This window comes from Stenotrophomonas sp. 1337 (assembly GCF_031455455.1).
Classification (GTDB): Bacteria; Pseudomonadota; Gammaproteobacteria; order Xanthomonadales; family Xanthomonadaceae; genus Stenotrophomonas; species Stenotrophomonas indicatrix.
Genome location: NZ_JAVDSR010000010.1, coordinates 178,601 through 194,138, shown reverse-complemented (window position 1 = coordinate 194,138; position 15,538 = coordinate 178,601). Strand labels below are relative to the sequence as shown.

Sequence of the window (15,538 nt, the reverse complement as noted above, 5' to 3'; positions counted from 1 at the left end):
CCACCCGATCCCATCCCGAACTCGGAAGTGAAACGTAGCTGCGCCGATGGTAGTGTGGCCTAAGCCATGCGAGAGTAGGTCATCGCCAGGGTTTACATCCAAAAACCCCGCTGCTCACGCAGCGGGGTTTTTCTTTGCGCGCGAGAAACTGAAGGTAGTGCCGGCCGCTGGCCGGCAACCTCATGAACATCACGCGGCTGCAAGTGCCAGCCGGCCAGCGGCCGGCACTACCGGGTCCCAGCACTCACGCACAAAAAAGCGGCGCCCAAGGGCGCCGCTTTCTTTGGAACTCAACGGCTGGGGGACTTACTTCGCCGCAGCGGCCGGTGCCTTGGCCTTCATCATCGTGTCGCGGGCAGCCTTGAACGGATTGCCTTCGTACCAGTTGGGCCAACGATCGCCGCCGGCCAGTTCCTTGCCGACGCCATACATCAGCTGCAGGTCCTCGACCGTGCCATCCAGCTTCCAGGTGGCCGGGTCATACTCGTCCTTCGGGCCGTGGTAACGGTTGGAACCGTAGTCGGCGGCCGCCTTGCGGCCAGCCTCGACACCGCCGTCGCGCAGGTCCTCACCGCCGTCGGCATACAGCGCCGGCACACCCGCCTTGGCGAAATTGAAGTGATCCGAACGGAAGTAGAAGCCGCTCTGCACCGAGGTCTCGCCGTGCAGGGTGCGATCCTGGGCTGCAGCCAGAGGCTTGAGGATGTCTTCCAGCTCCGAACTGCCGAAGCCGGTCACCGTCACGTCCTTGGCACGACCGGCCACCGACATCGCATCGATGTTGATGACACCAGCGATCTTGTCCAGCGGGAAGGTCGGGTGGGCGACGTAGTACTTCGAACCCAGCAGGCCGGATTCTTCCAGGGTCACCGCCAGGAACACCACCGAACGTTCCGGCTTCGGTTCCTGATGGGCCATCGCTTCGGCCACCTCAAGGATGCCGGCCACGCCGGTCGCGTTGTCGACGGCACCGTTGTAGATGTTGTCGCCCTGTTCGCCCTCGTGCTTGCCGAGGTGATCCCAGTGCGCCATGTACAGCACGGCCTCGTCGGCACGCTTGCTGCCAGGCAGCACGCCCACCACGTTGCGCGACTGCTTCTGCGCGACCTTGCTTTTCAGGTCCACCGAAGCGGTTGCCTTCAGCGGTACCGGCTTGAAGCCGGGCTTGCTGGCGTCCTTGTAGGCCCGGTCCAGATCCAGCCCGGCGCCGGCGAACAGGGCCTTGGCCGCGTCGGCGCTCAACCAGCCCTGTACCGGCAGGCGCGGCTCCGCATCGTCCTTGGCCGGCAGGTCGTACTGCGGGCCGGCCCAGGAGTTCTTCACCACGTCCCAGCCGTACGAAGCGCCTGCGGTGTCATGGACGATCAGCGCGGCAGCAGCTCCCTTGCGCGCAGCTTCCTCGAACTTGTAGGTCCAGCGGCCGTAGTAGGTCATGCGCTTGCCGTCGAACAGCTTTTCGTTATCGACATGGAAGCCCGGGTCGTTGACGAACATGACCACCGTCTTGCCCTTCCAGTCCTGGCCGGCGTAATCGTTCCACTTCTGCTCCGGCGCATCCACGCCGTAGCCGACGAAGACGAGGTCGCTGGCATCGACCTTCACTTCTGTCTGGCCGGTACGGGTGCCCACCACCATGTCGGTGCCGAACTTCAGTTCGCGGGTCTTGCCGCCCTGGGTGAGGGTGAGCACGGTCGATTCATCGGCCGTGGTCTCGGTCATCGGCACGTCCTGGAACCAGCTGTCGCCGTTGCCGGGCTGCAGGCCGATGCGCTGCATCTGGTCGCGGATGTAGTTGACCGTCAGTTCTTCGCCCTTGCTGCCGGGCGAGCGGCCTTCGAACTCGTCAGAGGCCAGGGTTTTCACCATCTCGGCGAAGTCGGCGGCGTTGATCGCCGCTGAGAAGGTGTGCGTGGCCGGCTTGGCGGCGCTGTCGACGCTGGGCGCCGGAGCCGGGGTGTCTTCGCCTTTGCAGGCGCTGAGCGCGGCCGCGGCGGCCAGGCACAGGAGGAGTTTGCGGGGCATCATCGGTTCCTGGAAACACAAGGGACGGCCACGCAGCACGCGCGACCGGTAGCGGGGAGTATCGCCCAAGCCGCAGGCTCAGTCGGCCGGGGCGGTATCGGTATCGAAGGGGATCGGATCGGCGCCGGTGACCGGGCCGATGCGCGCACTGCGGTGGACGTACAGCACCACCTCGCGCTCGAACAGCAGGCTGCCGTTGACCACGGCATTCGGCCCGATGATGACCCGCGGCTTGCGACTGGCCGTCAGCGAGACACTGAAGTTCGGCTTGCGCACATGCACGCCACCGCCGACCTGTGAGCCGATGCCGACGGTGATGTCGCCGTTGACGGTCTCCACGTCCTTGCGCACGCGGCTGCCGACCAGGCCGATGCCACCGTTGACGGTTTCCACGCCGCCTTCGATCTGGCTGCCCTGGTCGCTGAAGATGCTGCCGTTGACCGTGCTGACATCGCCGTGGGCCGTCACTTCGCGACCCAGGCGGATGCCGCCGTTGACGGTCTCGATGCTGCCCGTGCGCGCACGATCGGCGACCTTGACGCCGCCGTTGACGGTGTCGATGCTGCCGGTTTCCACGCCTTCGCCGACACGGATGCCACCATTGACGGTGTCCAGCTTGCCGTAGCGCTGGCCCGGATCGGCGCTGATGCTGCCGTTGACCTTGCTCACGTCTGCCTGGGCCCAGGCCGGGCCACTGGCCAGCGCAATGCCCAACAGCAGCGGAATGGAGAGAGCTTTCATGGGAACCTCGTTGTTGTGCGGCTGGCAGGCCGCGTGCGGAGATGTCACCATTCCCTGCACGTCTCCGCATCTGCCTGAAGTCACTGGAAAGCCCTTGCGCAACAACGTCTTCCCCTCACGCCGGCATCACATCGCCACCCTGCGCGGTGGACGTTGCCTGTTGCTGGGAATGGCGCTGGCCCTGGCGCTGCCATTGCCGGGTGCGGCGCAGACCTCTTCGGCCCGCGAGGCCGAACGCAAGCTGCAGAAGCTGCGCACCGAACTGAAGGGCGTGGCGCAGGAGCGCCGGCAGATCGAGGGCCAGCGCGGACAGGCGTCACAGCAGCTGCGCGAGGCCGATGAAAAGGTGGCACGCAGTGGTCGTGCGCTGGCCCAGACCGAATCGGCGCTGCGCGAGCAGACCCAAGCGCTGGCCCAGGCCGAACAGCGGCGCAATGCACTGCAGTCCAACCTGGAAAAGCAGAATCGCGAACTGGCCGGACTGCTGCGCGCGGCCTACCAGCTTGGCAACCACGCGCCGTTGAAGCTGCTGCTTTCGCAGGACACGGTGGCCGATGCCAACCGTGCGCTGGCCTATCACCGCTACCTGCAGCGCGAGCGCGCGCAGCGTATCACCACGCTGACGGCCGACCTCAAGGAACTGGAGACGCTGCAGGCACAGATCGCCCAGCGCCAACAGCAGTTGCAGGGCACTCACCGCGACCAGAAGCAGCAGGTCGCCACGCTCGCATCGGACCGTCGCGAGCGTGCGCAGACCGTCGCTTCGCTGGAAGAGCGCTTCAAGGACAAGCGCGAGAAGGAACAGGCACTGGGCCAGGACGCCAAGGCGCTGGAAACCTTGCTGGCCAACCTGCGCGCTGCGGCGGCCCGTGCCGAGGCCGAGCGCCGTGCCGCCGCCCGCAAGGCCGCTGCGGAGAAGGCCGCTGCCGAAAAGGCCGCACGCCAGGCCAAGGCCGAAGGCCGTCCGGCACCGGCAACCAAGATCCCGCCGGCCGTGGCCTCGGCACCAGCGCCCAAGGTGGGTGGCCTGGGCTGGCCACTGTCGGGCAATCTGCTGGCCCGCTATGGCGGCAAGCTGCCGGATGGCCGTACCAGCAGTGGCGTGTTGATCGGCGCACCCGCCGGAAGCACCGTCACCGCCGTGGCCGACGGTACCGTGGTGTTCTCCGATTGGATGACCGGCTACGGCATGATCCTGATCGTCGACCATGGCAACGGCTACATGAGCCTGTACGCGCACAACGACACCCTGCTGAAAGATGCCGGTGCGCGGGTCAGCCGTGGCGATGCAGTGGCCAAGGTCGGCAACTCCGGTGGCCAGGGCGTGACGGCGCTGTACTTCGAACTGCGCCGCGGCGGGCAACCGGTCAATCCGGACAGCTGGCTGCAGCGGCGCTGAATTCCGCCTGGCCGCAGCAGGGCGGATTCAACGGGAATTTAGCCACGCTTCGCGCATAATCGGTGCATGTGCCTTGGGCACGATGCCATCGTCGACAGGAGTGATCCATGCGCGCAGCCCGTACCGCCACCCTCTTGCTGGCTCTGTTGCCGGCCCTGTCCTGGGCACAGCAGACCGCCCCCGTCCCGTTGAAGGAAACTCCCGGGAAGGCGGCGAGCAGCGAGGAGGCGGTGACCTCGAAGGTGCCGCTGGACGATATCCGGCGCTTCGTGGCCGTCTACAACGCGGTGCGCGCGGCCTACGTCGATCCGGTCGATGACAACAAGCTGATGCAGTCGGCTGTGCGCGGCCTGCTGCTCGACCTCGATCCGCACAGCACCTACTTCAACAAGGAAGATGCCGAGGCGTTCGACGAACAGGCCAATGGCGCCTATGAAGGCATCGGCGTGGAGCTGCAGCAGCAGCCGGACAATGCCAGCATGAAGGTGATCTCGCCGATCGACGACACGCCGGCGGCCAAGGCCGGCATCCTCGCCGGCGACCTGATCATCGCCATCGATGGCAAGCCGATCAGCGCGATCGATGCCAGCGAACCGCTGCGTGGCCCGGCCGGCAGCAAGGTGGTGCTGACCATCGTCCGCGACGGCAAGCCCAAGCCCTTCGACGTCAGCCTGACCCGGCAGACGATCCGCGTGACCAGCGTGCGCAGCCGCCTGCTGGAACCGGGTTATGGCTACATCCGCCTGAGCACGTTCCAGGCCGACACCGGCTCTGATTTCCAGAAGCACCTGCAGCAGCTGCAGAAGCAGTCCGGCGGCAACCTCAAGGGGCTGGTGCTGGATCTGCGCAGCAATCCGGGTGGTCTGCTGACCGCTGCGGTGCAGGTGGCCGATGATCTGCTCGACAAGGGCAACATCGTCAGCACCCGCGGCCGCATCAGCATCAGCGATGCACGCTTCGACGCAACCCCGGGCGACCTGCTGAAGGGCGCGCCAGTGGTGGTATTGGTCGATGCCGGTTCGGCCAGTGCATCGGAAGTGCTGGCCGGCGCACTGCGCGACAACAAGCGCGCGCGCGTGATCGGCAGCCGCACCTTCGGCAAGGGCTCGGTGCAGACCGTGCTGCCGCTGGACAACGGCGATTCGGTGAAGCTGACCACGGCGCGCTACTACACACCCAGCGGTAAATCGATCCAGGCCACCGGTATCGTGCCGGAAGTGGAACTGAAGGCAGCACCGCGTCCGGAAGACGAGGCATTGCCGGCCAGCCTGAGTGACTACAGTGAAGCGACGCTGCCGGGCCACCTGCGCGGTGACGAGGAAGGTACCGAGGGCTACCACGCAGGCGCCGTGTTGCCGGGCGATGGCCCGATCAACGATGCACTGGCCGAACTGAAGAACCCGGGTTCGGTTGCGGCGCGCTTGAAGGCAGAAGCTGCGAAGGCCGAAGCGGACAGGGCAGCAAAGGCCGCCGCCAAGCCTGCACCGAAGGCGGAGCCCAAGGCTGAAGCAAAGCCGGAAGCGAAGCCCGAAGCCAAGCCCGAAGCCAAGCCTGCAGAGATCCCGGCCAAGCCTTGATTGCGTAGCGTCGAGCCATGCTCGACTGATGTGCGGACACCGCCCGAGCATGGCTCGGGCGTTTCGCAGAATTCAGCAAGCGGACGCTAGAACCCGTGCCGCTTGCGCAGACGCCGCGCGATCGCCGCGCGCACGTACATGCCGTACACCACGCCGAACACGAAGCCCCCGATGTGCGCCCACCAAGCGACCATGCCGAAGGTCGGGCCGATGTAGGCGAACACCACCTGCAGCGCCGCCCACACACCGATCAGCAGATAGGCCGGGGCGCGCACGAACTCCAGGAACAGCCCCAGCGGGATCACCACGCCCAGGCGCGCGCCGGGGAACAGCGCCAGATAGGCACCGATCAGCGCCGACACCGCACCGCTGGCGCCGATGATGATCTGGTCCGGGCTGCCCATGGTGTAGATCGCGACCAGGTTGGAGATCGCCCCGCCCACCAGGAACAGCAGCAGCAACCGCCACGGGCCCAGCACCCGCTCGGCCGGCAGGCCGAAGATCAGCAGGAACACCAGGTTGCCCAGCAGGTGCGACCAGTCGGCGTGCAGGAACAGGGCGGTGAACAGGCGCAGCACGCTGCCGTCCTGCAGCGTTGCCCACCAGTCCAGCGGGTGGGTCAGGCCGGTGGACAGGGCGCCCCAGTCCAGCCACAGGCTTCCGCGGGCATCGTCCGGGCGCGAGATCGACCACAGGAATGCCAGCCACAGTGCCGCAAACAGCACGGGTGTAGCCCAGCGCAGGGTCGCCTTCTTGCGCGAGGGGAGGGAGACAAACATGGCACTAGCCTAGCGTGCGGGCGCTTTTGGCGGGGAAGGAGCCTGTTCAGCTTTTGCGACGAAGAATGCGCCAGCGCTGTTATTGTTTCATTAACGGCTCTGGGTAATACTCGCATACGGCGTCGTATGTCGGGAGGGGAATCCGGCGCGCTTCGAAAGGCCATCCGGCCTGTCGGGCGCAGGCGCACTTAGAGCACCATCACCGCTTACCGGAGAGAGAACTACGATGCAAACTGCTTCTACCATTGCCCGCCTGACCCTGCTGGCCGTCGGCGTTGCCGGTGCGCTGGCCGCCGCCGACGCCAATGCCGCCGCCTTCCAGCTGAAGGAAAACAGCGCCAAGGGCCTGGGCCGCGCCTTCGCTGGTTCCACCTCTGCCGAAGGCGATGCCTCGGTGGTCGCTACCAACCCGGCCTCGATGCGCCTGCTGGAAGGCACCCAGATCCAGGGTGACGTCAGCGCCATCAGCTTCGGCGCCAAGTTCCGCGGCGAAGGCCGCTATGCCAACGGCGCTCCGATTTCCGGCGGCAACGGCGGCGACGCCGGCATGATCGCTCCGGTTCCGGCCGCGTACTTCCACGTGCCGTTCGGCGAGAAGGACAACATGCACTTCGGCGTGTCGCTGACCGTGCCGTTCGGCTTCAAGACCGAATACGACCGTGACTGGGTCGGCCGCTACAACGGCGTCAAGACCGAACTGCAGGCCATCGACCTGGGTGCGGCCTTCTCCTACGACGTCAACCCGTACCTGTCGTTCGGTGCGTCGGTGTTCGCCGAGCGCCTGAATGTCGACCTGACCAGCGCCGTCGACGGCGGTACCGCCATCAACGCCAGCGCCCAGCAGCGCGCTGCCGCCGCTGCACTGGCCGCTGGCCGCACCCCGGCACAGGCCCAGGCCGCTGCCCAGGCCGCTGGCCGCCAGGCCGCACAGCTCGGCTTCTCGCCGGGTACCGCTGATGGTTACCTGCGCATCAAGGGCGACGAAGTGTCCGTCGGCTACACCCTGGGCATGACCGTCAGCCCGGTGGAAGGCACCAACATCGCCTTCAGCTACCGCTCGGAAGTCGAACACAAGATCACCGACGGCAAGGCCGACTTCACCATGACCCCGGCTGCTGCCGCGTTCCTGGCGCAGGCTGCTCCGGGCACCTTCGTTGACAGCAACGGCCGCGCGACCATCACCCTGCCGGCCAGCGCCACCGTCAGCTTCACGCACCGCGTGAACGACCAGTGGAAGATCATGGCCGACGTGTCGCGCACCGCATGGAGCAAGTTCGACGAAGTGCGCGTCGACTACGACTCCAACCAGCCCGACAGCGTGCTGCCGTTCCACTACCGCGACACCACCTTCGCTTCGATCGGTACCGAGTACCGTCTGAACGAGCAGCTGACCCTGCGTGGCGGTCTGGCCTATGACCAGACCCCGACCACCGACGCCCACCGTGACGTCCGCGTGCCGGATACCACCCGCAAGTGGCTGTCGCTGGGCCTGACCTGGGCGCCGTCGGAGAAGATGGAATACAGCGTGGGCTACACCCACCTGTTCACCAAGGATCCGAACATCAACTCGACCTCCGCTACCGCCAACAACGTTGTCGGCAAGTACAAGGTCACCGGCGACGTGCTGGCTGCGTCGATGCAGTACAAGTTCTGATTCCGGCGATTGCCTGAAGCAGTACGAAGGAGGCCCCGCGCAAGCGGGGCTTCTTTTTTCCGGGGATCTGCATCCACGCATGGCGTGGATCTACGCGACAATGGCCTGATGGCCGATCGCCGATACCTGAAGAAGATGACCCGCTACTGGGCCGCCGAAGAGGCGAGGGCCACCGTGGCGCTGCAGGATGCGCTCGCATCGGAATGGTTCGACTACTGGCATACCCACTTGGACTGGAAGGGGCGTGGCAATCGCCACGGCAGTGATCGCACCGCCGTTGCCGCCGCGTTGCTGCGGCTGCTCGAGCGCGCGGTGGCCTGCAGGCGGCAGGACACCCAGTGCTGGGTGGTGTTGGCGCCGGATAGCGGCCAGAGCGCGCTGTTCCTGCATTCGCCGAATCCGCAGGGAACGCCTTGGCCGCATCCGTTCGATGGCGTGACCTGGGATATCGAAGCACCGGATTGGCTCGCGCCTGTGATGGCGCCGCACCATCAACTGGGCCGCTGGGGTAGCGCAGCGCCCCGGCTGCTGGTGCGCGTGCGCGCTTGATTTCCATCCACGCATGGCGTGGATCTACTGGCTCAATCCCGCGGGGCGCGGATCTACGCGACAATAGCGCGATGAACCTGTCCGACCCGAACTTCCAGCTGGAGCTGGCTGCCAACATCGCCGTTGCCGGCTCGATCCTGCTGGCCGGCCGCAACAACGTGCATACGTGGTGGCTGGGCATCGTCGGCTGCGCGTTGTTCGCTGCGGTGTTCGAGCGCTCCCACCTGTACGCGGACATGGTCCTGCAGTTCTTCTTCGTGGTCATCAGCGTGTTCGGCTGGTGGCAGTGGCTGCGTGGTGACCATGGCGCGCCGTTGCCCATCACCCGCTTGCCAGCACGCGCGTGGAGCTGGCTGCTGCCGTTGGCGGTGCTGGCGACCTTCGGTTACGGCTGGATGCTGACCCGGCTGACCAATGCGTATGCGCCCTACATCGACTCGGCGGTGCTGGTGCTGAGCGTGATCGCACAGATCCTGATGATGCGGCGCAAGCTGGAATCGTGGTGGGTGTGGCTGCTGGTCAACACCATCGCGGTGCCGCTGTACTACAGCCGCGGGCTGCAACTGACCTCGATCCTGTACGTCGGTTTCTGGATCAACGCGCTGGTGGCGCTGCGTCACTGGCGGCACCTGATGCGCGCCAAAGCGGATACGGGCAGGGCGGCCGATGGCATTGCCTGAGCGGGTACCGCGCGGGTTGGTGGTCGGCAAGTTCTGCCCGCTCCACCTCGGCCACGAGCGCCTGATCGAATTTGCTTCTGCCCGCTGCACCCAGCTGCTGGTGATCGGCTGGTCGCAGCCGGGCTTTGCCGGCTACAGCGCAGAGCGCCGCGAGCGCTGGCTGCGCGCGCGCTTTCCGCAAGCGACGGTGGCGGTGCTGGATGATGCGCGGCTGGCGGCGTTGTGCAGGCAACAGGGTGTTCCCGTACGTGCGCTGCCGCAGGACAAGGACAGTGAGCAGGTGCAACGCGCGTTCACCGCATGGCTGTGCGCGGCGTTGTTTGGCGGACCGGTGCAGGCTGTTTTCACCGGTGAAGACTACGGCGATGGTTTCGCTGCAGCCCTGGCGCAGCATTTCAATGCGCCGGTGCAGCACCATCGGCTGGAGCGTTCGACCGACATCGGTCAGGCCAGTGGTACCGAACTGCGCGCCGATCCGCATGCGCATCGACAGGGCCTGAGCCGGTCGGTCTATGCCGACCATGTGCAGCGGGTGGCCTTCATCGGCGGTGAGTCAACGGGCAAGAGCACGCTGGCGCGGGTGCTGGCCGAGCGCCTGGGTACGGCATGGGTGCCGGAGTTCGGGCGTACGTTGTGGGAGCAGCAGGGCGGCGAGCTGCAGGCGCAGGATCTGCTGCGTATCGCTGCGACCCAGCCGCAGCACGAGCACCAGGCCGCGCAGCATGCATATCGCTGGGTGTTCTGCGATACCACGCCGTTGGTGACGCTGGGCTACAGCGGCTGGATGTTCGGCACTGCGCCCGAACCACTGCAGCGGGCCGCGGCGCGTGCGTACGACCTGCTGTTCCTGTGCGCCCCGGATATCCCGTTCGAGCAGGATGGGACGCGTGTGGGCGAGGAATTCCGCATGCAGCAACACGCGTGGTATCTGCAGCAGTTGCAGGCGCGTGGGATGGAATACGTGCTGCTGGAAGGTGACCTGGAGATGCGTATCGCGCGGGTGCTGGAGGAATTGGTGAGGCGTGCGGACAACCGGTTCAGTGTGGTGGCGGAATGAGCTGCCAGGGGCTGGCAGGCCCGCATCCGCCCAACATGAAAAAACCCCGCTTTCGCGGGGTTTTTCGTTTACTGCATGACGCCTGGGATCAGTCGCCCAGGGTCAGCAGCGAGGCGTTGCCGCCGGCGGCGGTGGTGTTCACCGTCACCGTCTTTTCGGTGGCGAAGCGCAGCAGGTAGTGCGGGCCGCCGGCCTTGGGGCCGGTGCCGGACAGGCCCTGGCCGCCGAACGGCTGCACGCCGACCACCGCACCGATCTGGTTGCGGTTGACGTAGACGTTGCCGACGTGGACGCCGTTGCTGATGCGGTCGACGGTTTCGTCGATGCGCGAATGCACGCCCAGGGTCAGGCCATAGCCGGTGGCGTTGATCTGGTCGATCACCGCGTCGAGCTGGTCGCCCTTCCAGCGGATCACGTGCAGGACCGGCCCGAAGATTTCCTTCTGCAGCTGGCCCAGGTCCTTCAGTTCGTACGCACGCGGTGCGAAGAAGGTGCCGTTGGCCGCTTCGGCGGACAGTTCGGCCGCAGCGATCAGGCGCGCTTCGCGGTCCATGCGCGCGGCGTGGTCCTGCAGGATCTTCAGTGCATCGGCGTCGATCACCGGGCCGACGTCGGTGGACAGCAGACCGGGGTTGCCGACCTTCAGTTCCTTCATCGCACCGGCCAGCATGGTCATCACCTTGTCGGCGATGTCGTCCTGCACGAACAGCACGCGCGCGGCCGAGCAGCGCTGGCCGGCCGAGGTGAAGGCCGAACCGATGGCGTCCTTGACCAGCTGTTCCGGCAGTGCCGAGGAGTCGGCGATGAAGGCGTTCTGGCCGCCGGTCTCGGCGATCAGCACGCCGATGGCGGCATCGCGTGCAGCCATCGCGCGGTTGATCGCCCGGGCGGTGTCGGTGGAGCCGGTGAAGGCCACACCGGCCACGCGCGGGTCGGCGGTCAGCGCGGCGCCGACGGTGGCGCCATCGCCCGGCAGGTACTGCACCACGTCAGCCGGCACGCCGGCATCGTGCAGCAGCTTCACTGCGTAGTAGCCGATCAGGTTGGTCTGCTCGGCCGGCTTGGCGATCACGCTGTTGCCGGCGGCCAGTGCGGCAGCCACCTGGCCCAGGAAGATCGCCAGCGGGAAGTTCCACGGGCTGATGCAGACGAACACGCCGCGGCCATGCAGCTGCAGTTCGTTGGATTCGCCGGTCGGGCTGGGCAGCTTCTCGGCGTGACTGAACTGCTCGCGTGCCTGCTTGGCGTAGTAGCGCAGGAAGTCCACGGCTTCGCGTACTTCGGCGATGCCGTCGGGCAGGCTCTTGCCGGCTTCCTTCACGCACAGCGCCATGAATTCGGGCATGCGCGCTTCCAGCTGGTCAGCGGCGTGCTCGAGGATGGCGGCGCGGCTGGCGGCCGGGGTGCGGTTCCAGGCCGGCTGTGCGGCCACGGCATTGGCCAGCGCCTTCTGCACGGTGGCGGCATCGGCCGCCTGCCACTGGCCGACCACTTCACGGGTGTCGGCCGGGTTGGTCACCGGCAGCGAGGCACCGGTCGGGTTCGCGCCCGGCACCAGCGGTGCGGCCTGCCAAGGCTTCACTGCAGCGTTGAGCTGCTCGGCCAAGGCGCGCAGTTCGTTGTCGTTGGCGAGGTTGGCGCCCATGGAATTCTTCCTGTCGTGGTTCTGGCTGCGCAGCAGGTCAACCGGCAGCGGGATCTTGGGATGCGGAATCGATTCGAACGAGGACACCATCTCAACCGGATCGCGGACCAGGTCGGCGATCGGCACGCGCTCGTCGGTGATGCGGTTGACGAAGCTGGAGTTGGCGCCGTTTTCCAGCAGGCGACGCACCAGGTACGGCAGCAGGTCTTCATGCGAACCAACCGGCGCGTACACGCGGCAGGGCAGGCCAAGGCGATCGGCCGGCACTACTTCGGCGTACAGGTCATCACCCATGCCGTGCAGCTTCTGGTGCTCGTAGACGCCACCGTTGGCGATGCTGCGCACTGCGGCGATGGTGTGTGCGTTGTGCGTGGCGAACATCGGGTAGATCGCGTCGGCATGGGTAAACAGACGCTTGGCACACGCCAGGTAGGACACGTCGGTGTTCTGCTTGCGGGTGAACACCGGGTAGCCGGCATAGCCTTCGATCTGCGCGCGCTTGATCTCGGCGTCCCAGTAGGCGCCCTTGACCAGGCGCACCTGCAGGCGACGACCGGCGCGACGCGCCATGTCGGCCAGGTGGTCGATCGTGTACGGCGTACGCTTCTGGTAAGCCTGCACGACCACGCCGAAGCCATCCCAGCCGGCCAGCGAGGCATCGCCGAACACCTGCTCGATGATGTCCAGCGACAGTTCCAGGCGATCGGACTCTTCGGCGTCGACGGTGCAGCCGATGCCGTAGCTCTTGGCCAGCTGCGCCAGTTCCAGCACGCCGGGCACCAGGTCCTTCAGCACGCGCGCGCGCTTGGCGTGCTCGTAGCGCGGGTACAGCGCCGACAGCTTGATCGAGATGCCCGGTGCGTTGTTGACGTCGCCATCGGCACGGCCACCGCGCGACTTGTGGTCACCACCGATGGCGTGGATCGCACGACGGTAGTCTTCCAGGTAACGCAGGGCGTCCTTCATGGTCAGCGCGCCTTCGCCGAGCATGTCGAACGAGTAGCGGTAGCTGGCGCTGTCGCCCTTGTGCGAGCGTGCCAGCGCTTCGCCGATGGTGCGGCCCATGACGAACTGGTGGCCCATGATCTTCATCGCCTGGCGCACGGCCAGGCGTACCACCGGCTCACCGACGCGGCCGACCAGGCGCTTGAACGCGCTGGGCGCATCGGCGCGGGTGGCGTCGTTCATCTGCACCAGCTTGCCGGTCAGCATCAGGCCCCAGGTGGAGGCGTTGACCAGCACCGAGTCGCTGCCGCCCAGGTGTTTTTCCCAGTCGGCATCGGCCAGCTTGTCGCGGATCAGCTTGTCGGCGGTCTCCTGGTCCGGAATGCGCAGCAGCGCCTCGGCCACGCACATCAGCAGCACGCCTTCCTCGCTGCCCAGGTCGTACTGGCGCATGAAGGCTTCGATCGCGCCCTGGTCCTTGGCGCGCACACGCACCCGGGCGACCAGGTCGGCGGCCAGCGCCTGCACCTTGGCCTGCTCGTCGGCCGGCAGGCGTGCCTGCGCCAGCAGTTCGCGCACATGGCTGGCCTCGTCCTTCAGCCAACCATCGGTGATGGCCTGGCGGAACGGGTTGGGGGACGCCGGCAGTTCCGGCGACAGCAGCGCCGAGGGACGCGGGGCGTCGCTGGCGGCAATGGGAGAGGAGGGTGCGTTCATGCCGGTCCGGCCAGTGGAAAACTTGGCGATTTTAATCATTTTTTCGACTTCAGGAAGGCCCGCGCAGCCACCTTCATGAATGCTGATAGCCCCTAGCGGTGGTGGATTCAGCGTGTTCAGCAAAGTCGGGCCGTTTTGTGCCGAATTCGTCATTCGTTCCGCTGGGCCCATGCTGTATTGCAGCATCGGAAAAAGTGTGAATGCACCCTTGCTACCGGCGAGAGGGCAGGGCTACCATCGAGACGTTTCCCGCGGCAGGAACGCGGTTGCGACATGATCGAGGTGCTTACAGCTCCGGATGGGTCAGGTACGCAGCTGCGACTGCGTCCCCCACGGGCGCTCGATGCCCGGCAGTTCGTCCTGTTGTTTGCTGTGTTGTCGGGAGTGATGTGGCTGGTGTCCGCCTTCGGGTGGGTGGCCGGCAACGCATTCGCCCCCCTGTTCGCGTTGCTGTACAGCCTGTTGCTGGCAGCTGCGTTGCGCGAGTTGTGGCGCAGCGGTGAACGGCAGGAGGAAATCCGGGTAGTGCCGGCGTGCGTGGAGGTCATCCCCGTGCCCGGTGGATCGCCGGTGTTCCGGGCTCATCCGCACTGGGTGCGCCTGCTCACCGACGACCAGAGGGTCCGGCTGGCATCCAGCGGCCGGCAGGTGGAGGTGGGGAGTTTCCTCGCGCCGGCCGAACGTCAAACGCTTGTTGAAACGCTTGAAGATTTGCTCGCCGCCAGCGATGGCGGCAACCGACGACGCTAAGGGTCTAGGCAATGAAGCAAAGCAGAGGGTGGGGCACGAAGTGCGTTGCAATGGCCGCCGCGATGGGGGCCCTGCTGTCGATGACGGGGACGGTGCTGGCCCAGGCGGCCGATCCAAAGCCGTGGCAGTTGAACATGGGCAAGGGGGTGACCCAGACCTCGCGCCTGGCCTGGGAATCGAACAACCTTTCGCTGATCGTCTGTACGGTGATCGGCGTGATCGTGTTCGGCGCGATGGCCTACGCGATGTTCAAGTTCCGCAAGTCCAAGGGCGCTGTCGCTGCCACCTTCAGCCACAACACCAAGGCCGAAGTCATCTGGACGGTGATCCCGGTGATCATCCTGGTGGTGATGGCGTGGCCGGCCACGACCAACCTGATCAAGATGTACGACACCCGCGATGCCGAGATGACGGTCAAGGTCACCGGCTACCAGTGGATGTGGAAGTACGAGTACCTGGGCGAGAACGTGACCTTCACCAGCCGCCTGGACCGCGAGTCCGACCGCATGCGGCAGAGTGGCAAGGTACCGACCCGCGAGAGCCATCCGCACTACCTGCTGGATGTCGACAACCGGCTGGTACTGCCGGTGGACACCAAGGTGCGCTTCGTCATCACCTCCGACGATGTGATCCACGCATGGTGGGTGCCGGCGCTGGGCTGGAAGCAGGACGCCATTCCCGGCTTCATCAACGAAGCCTGGACCAGCATCGAGCAGCCCGGTGTCTACCGCGGCCAGTGCGCGGAGCTGTGCGGCAAGGACCATGGCTTCATGCCGATCGTGGTCGAGGCGGTGTCCAAGGAAGAATTCAAGCAGTGGCTGGCGCAGCGCAAACCGGCGCCTGCACCGGCAGCGCCTGCCGCGCCCGCCGAACCCACCGCACCTGCCAGTGAAATGCCGGCGCAGCCGACGGCACCGGCAGCCGCCGAGGCCGGCAACACGCCTGCGGCGGCGGCCAGCGGAGCCTGATGTAACTGCCCGCGGCCGTATTGCGGCTGCGGCGACAACCGATCCTGAGAGGTGT

At 66.3% G+C, this 15,538-nt stretch carries 12 protein-coding genes and 1 rRNA gene; 9 read left to right on the top strand and 4 right to left on the bottom strand.

Annotated features, from left to right (window positions below; genetic code table 11):
- Positions 1-91 (top strand): 5S ribosomal RNA (gene rrf / locus J2X70_RS15130); the annotation flags it as partial.
- Positions 92-306: 215 nt separating this feature from the next.
- Here the strand turns inward: rrf and J2X70_RS15125 are convergent.
- Together J2X70_RS15125 and J2X70_RS15120 are read right to left on the bottom strand one after the other, a co-directional pair.
- Positions 307-2,022: a M28 family metallopeptidase gene (locus J2X70_RS15125; protein ID WP_218788463.1), complete on the bottom strand. Its 1,716-nt coding sequence runs from the start codon at positions 2,020-2,022 to the stop codon at positions 307-309.
- 78 nt (positions 2,023-2,100) lie between these two features.
- A complete protein-coding gene (locus J2X70_RS15120; protein ID WP_032975637.1) occupies positions 2,101-2,763 on the bottom strand; it encodes a hypothetical protein in 663 nt (220 codons plus the stop codon).
- Positions 2,764-2,932: 169 nt separating this feature from the next.
- Here J2X70_RS15120 and J2X70_RS15115 point away from each other — a divergent pair, with 169 nt between their 5' ends.
- Complete coding sequence (locus J2X70_RS15115) at positions 2,933-4,162, top strand: peptidoglycan DD-metalloendopeptidase family protein (protein ID WP_223483365.1); 1,230 nt, start codon at positions 2,933-2,935, stop codon at positions 4,160-4,162.
- 107 nt (positions 4,163-4,269) lie between these two features.
- Positions 4,270-5,739, top strand: a complete 1,470-nt coding sequence (locus tag J2X70_RS15110) for a S41 family peptidase (RefSeq protein WP_032975636.1) — start codon at positions 4,270-4,272, stop codon at positions 5,737-5,739.
- An 86-nt stretch (positions 5,740-5,825) separates the two neighbouring features.
- On the opposite strand, the gene J2X70_RS15105 is transcribed toward J2X70_RS15110, so the two are convergent.
- Positions 5,826-6,518: a rhomboid family intramembrane serine protease gene (locus J2X70_RS15105; RefSeq protein WP_025878304.1), complete on the bottom strand. Its 693-nt coding sequence runs from the start codon at positions 6,516-6,518 to the stop codon at positions 5,826-5,828.
- Positions 6,519-6,744: 226 nt separating this feature from the next.
- On the opposite strand from J2X70_RS15105, the gene J2X70_RS15100 reads away from it, so the two are divergent.
- The 4 genes from J2X70_RS15100 (at position 6,745) to J2X70_RS15085 (ending at position 10,458) form a co-directional block, all read left to right on the top strand.
- On the top strand, positions 6,745-8,172 hold the full coding sequence (locus J2X70_RS15100; protein WP_025878303.1) for an outer membrane protein transport protein: 1,428 nt from the start codon (positions 6,745-6,747) through the stop codon (positions 8,170-8,172).
- Between the two features lie 108 nt (positions 8,173-8,280).
- Positions 8,281-8,721 carry a hypothetical protein gene (locus tag J2X70_RS15095; RefSeq protein WP_140228272.1) on the top strand — a complete coding sequence of 147 codons (441 nt, stop codon included), beginning with the start codon at positions 8,281-8,283 and terminating at the stop codon, positions 8,719-8,721.
- Between the two features lie 71 nt (positions 8,722-8,792).
- Positions 8,793-9,401, top strand: coding sequence for a nicotinamide riboside transporter PnuC (gene pnuC / locus J2X70_RS15090; protein WP_279208780.1), 609 nt, complete (start codon positions 8,793-8,795; stop codon positions 9,399-9,401).
- On the top strand, positions 9,388-10,458 hold the full coding sequence (locus tag J2X70_RS15085) for an AAA family ATPase (RefSeq protein ID WP_309911049.1): 1,071 nt from the start codon (positions 9,388-9,390) through the stop codon (positions 10,456-10,458). The genes pnuC and J2X70_RS15085 overlap by 14 nt, the downstream gene beginning before the upstream one ends.
- A gap of 88 nt (positions 10,459-10,546) precedes the next feature.
- On the opposite strand, the gene putA is transcribed toward J2X70_RS15085, so the two are convergent.
- A complete protein-coding gene (gene putA, locus J2X70_RS15080; protein WP_309911048.1) occupies positions 10,547-13,765 on the bottom strand; it encodes a bifunctional proline dehydrogenase/L-glutamate gamma-semialdehyde dehydrogenase PutA in 3,219 nt (1,072 codons plus the stop codon).
- A 273-nt stretch (positions 13,766-14,038) separates the two neighbouring features.
- Here putA and J2X70_RS15075 point away from each other — a divergent pair, with 273 nt between their 5' ends.
- Together J2X70_RS15075 and coxB are read left to right on the top strand one after the other, a co-directional pair.
- Positions 14,039-14,515: a DUF2244 domain-containing protein gene (locus J2X70_RS15075; RefSeq protein ID WP_309911046.1), complete on the top strand. Its 477-nt coding sequence runs from the start codon at positions 14,039-14,041 to the stop codon at positions 14,513-14,515.
- A gap of 50 nt (positions 14,516-14,565) precedes the next feature.
- Positions 14,566-15,483 carry a cytochrome c oxidase subunit II gene (gene coxB, locus J2X70_RS15070; protein ID WP_309911044.1) on the top strand — a complete coding sequence of 306 codons (918 nt, stop codon included), beginning with the start codon at positions 14,566-14,568 and terminating at the stop codon, positions 15,481-15,483.
- The last annotated feature ends 55 nt before the right edge of the window (positions 15,484-15,538 follow it).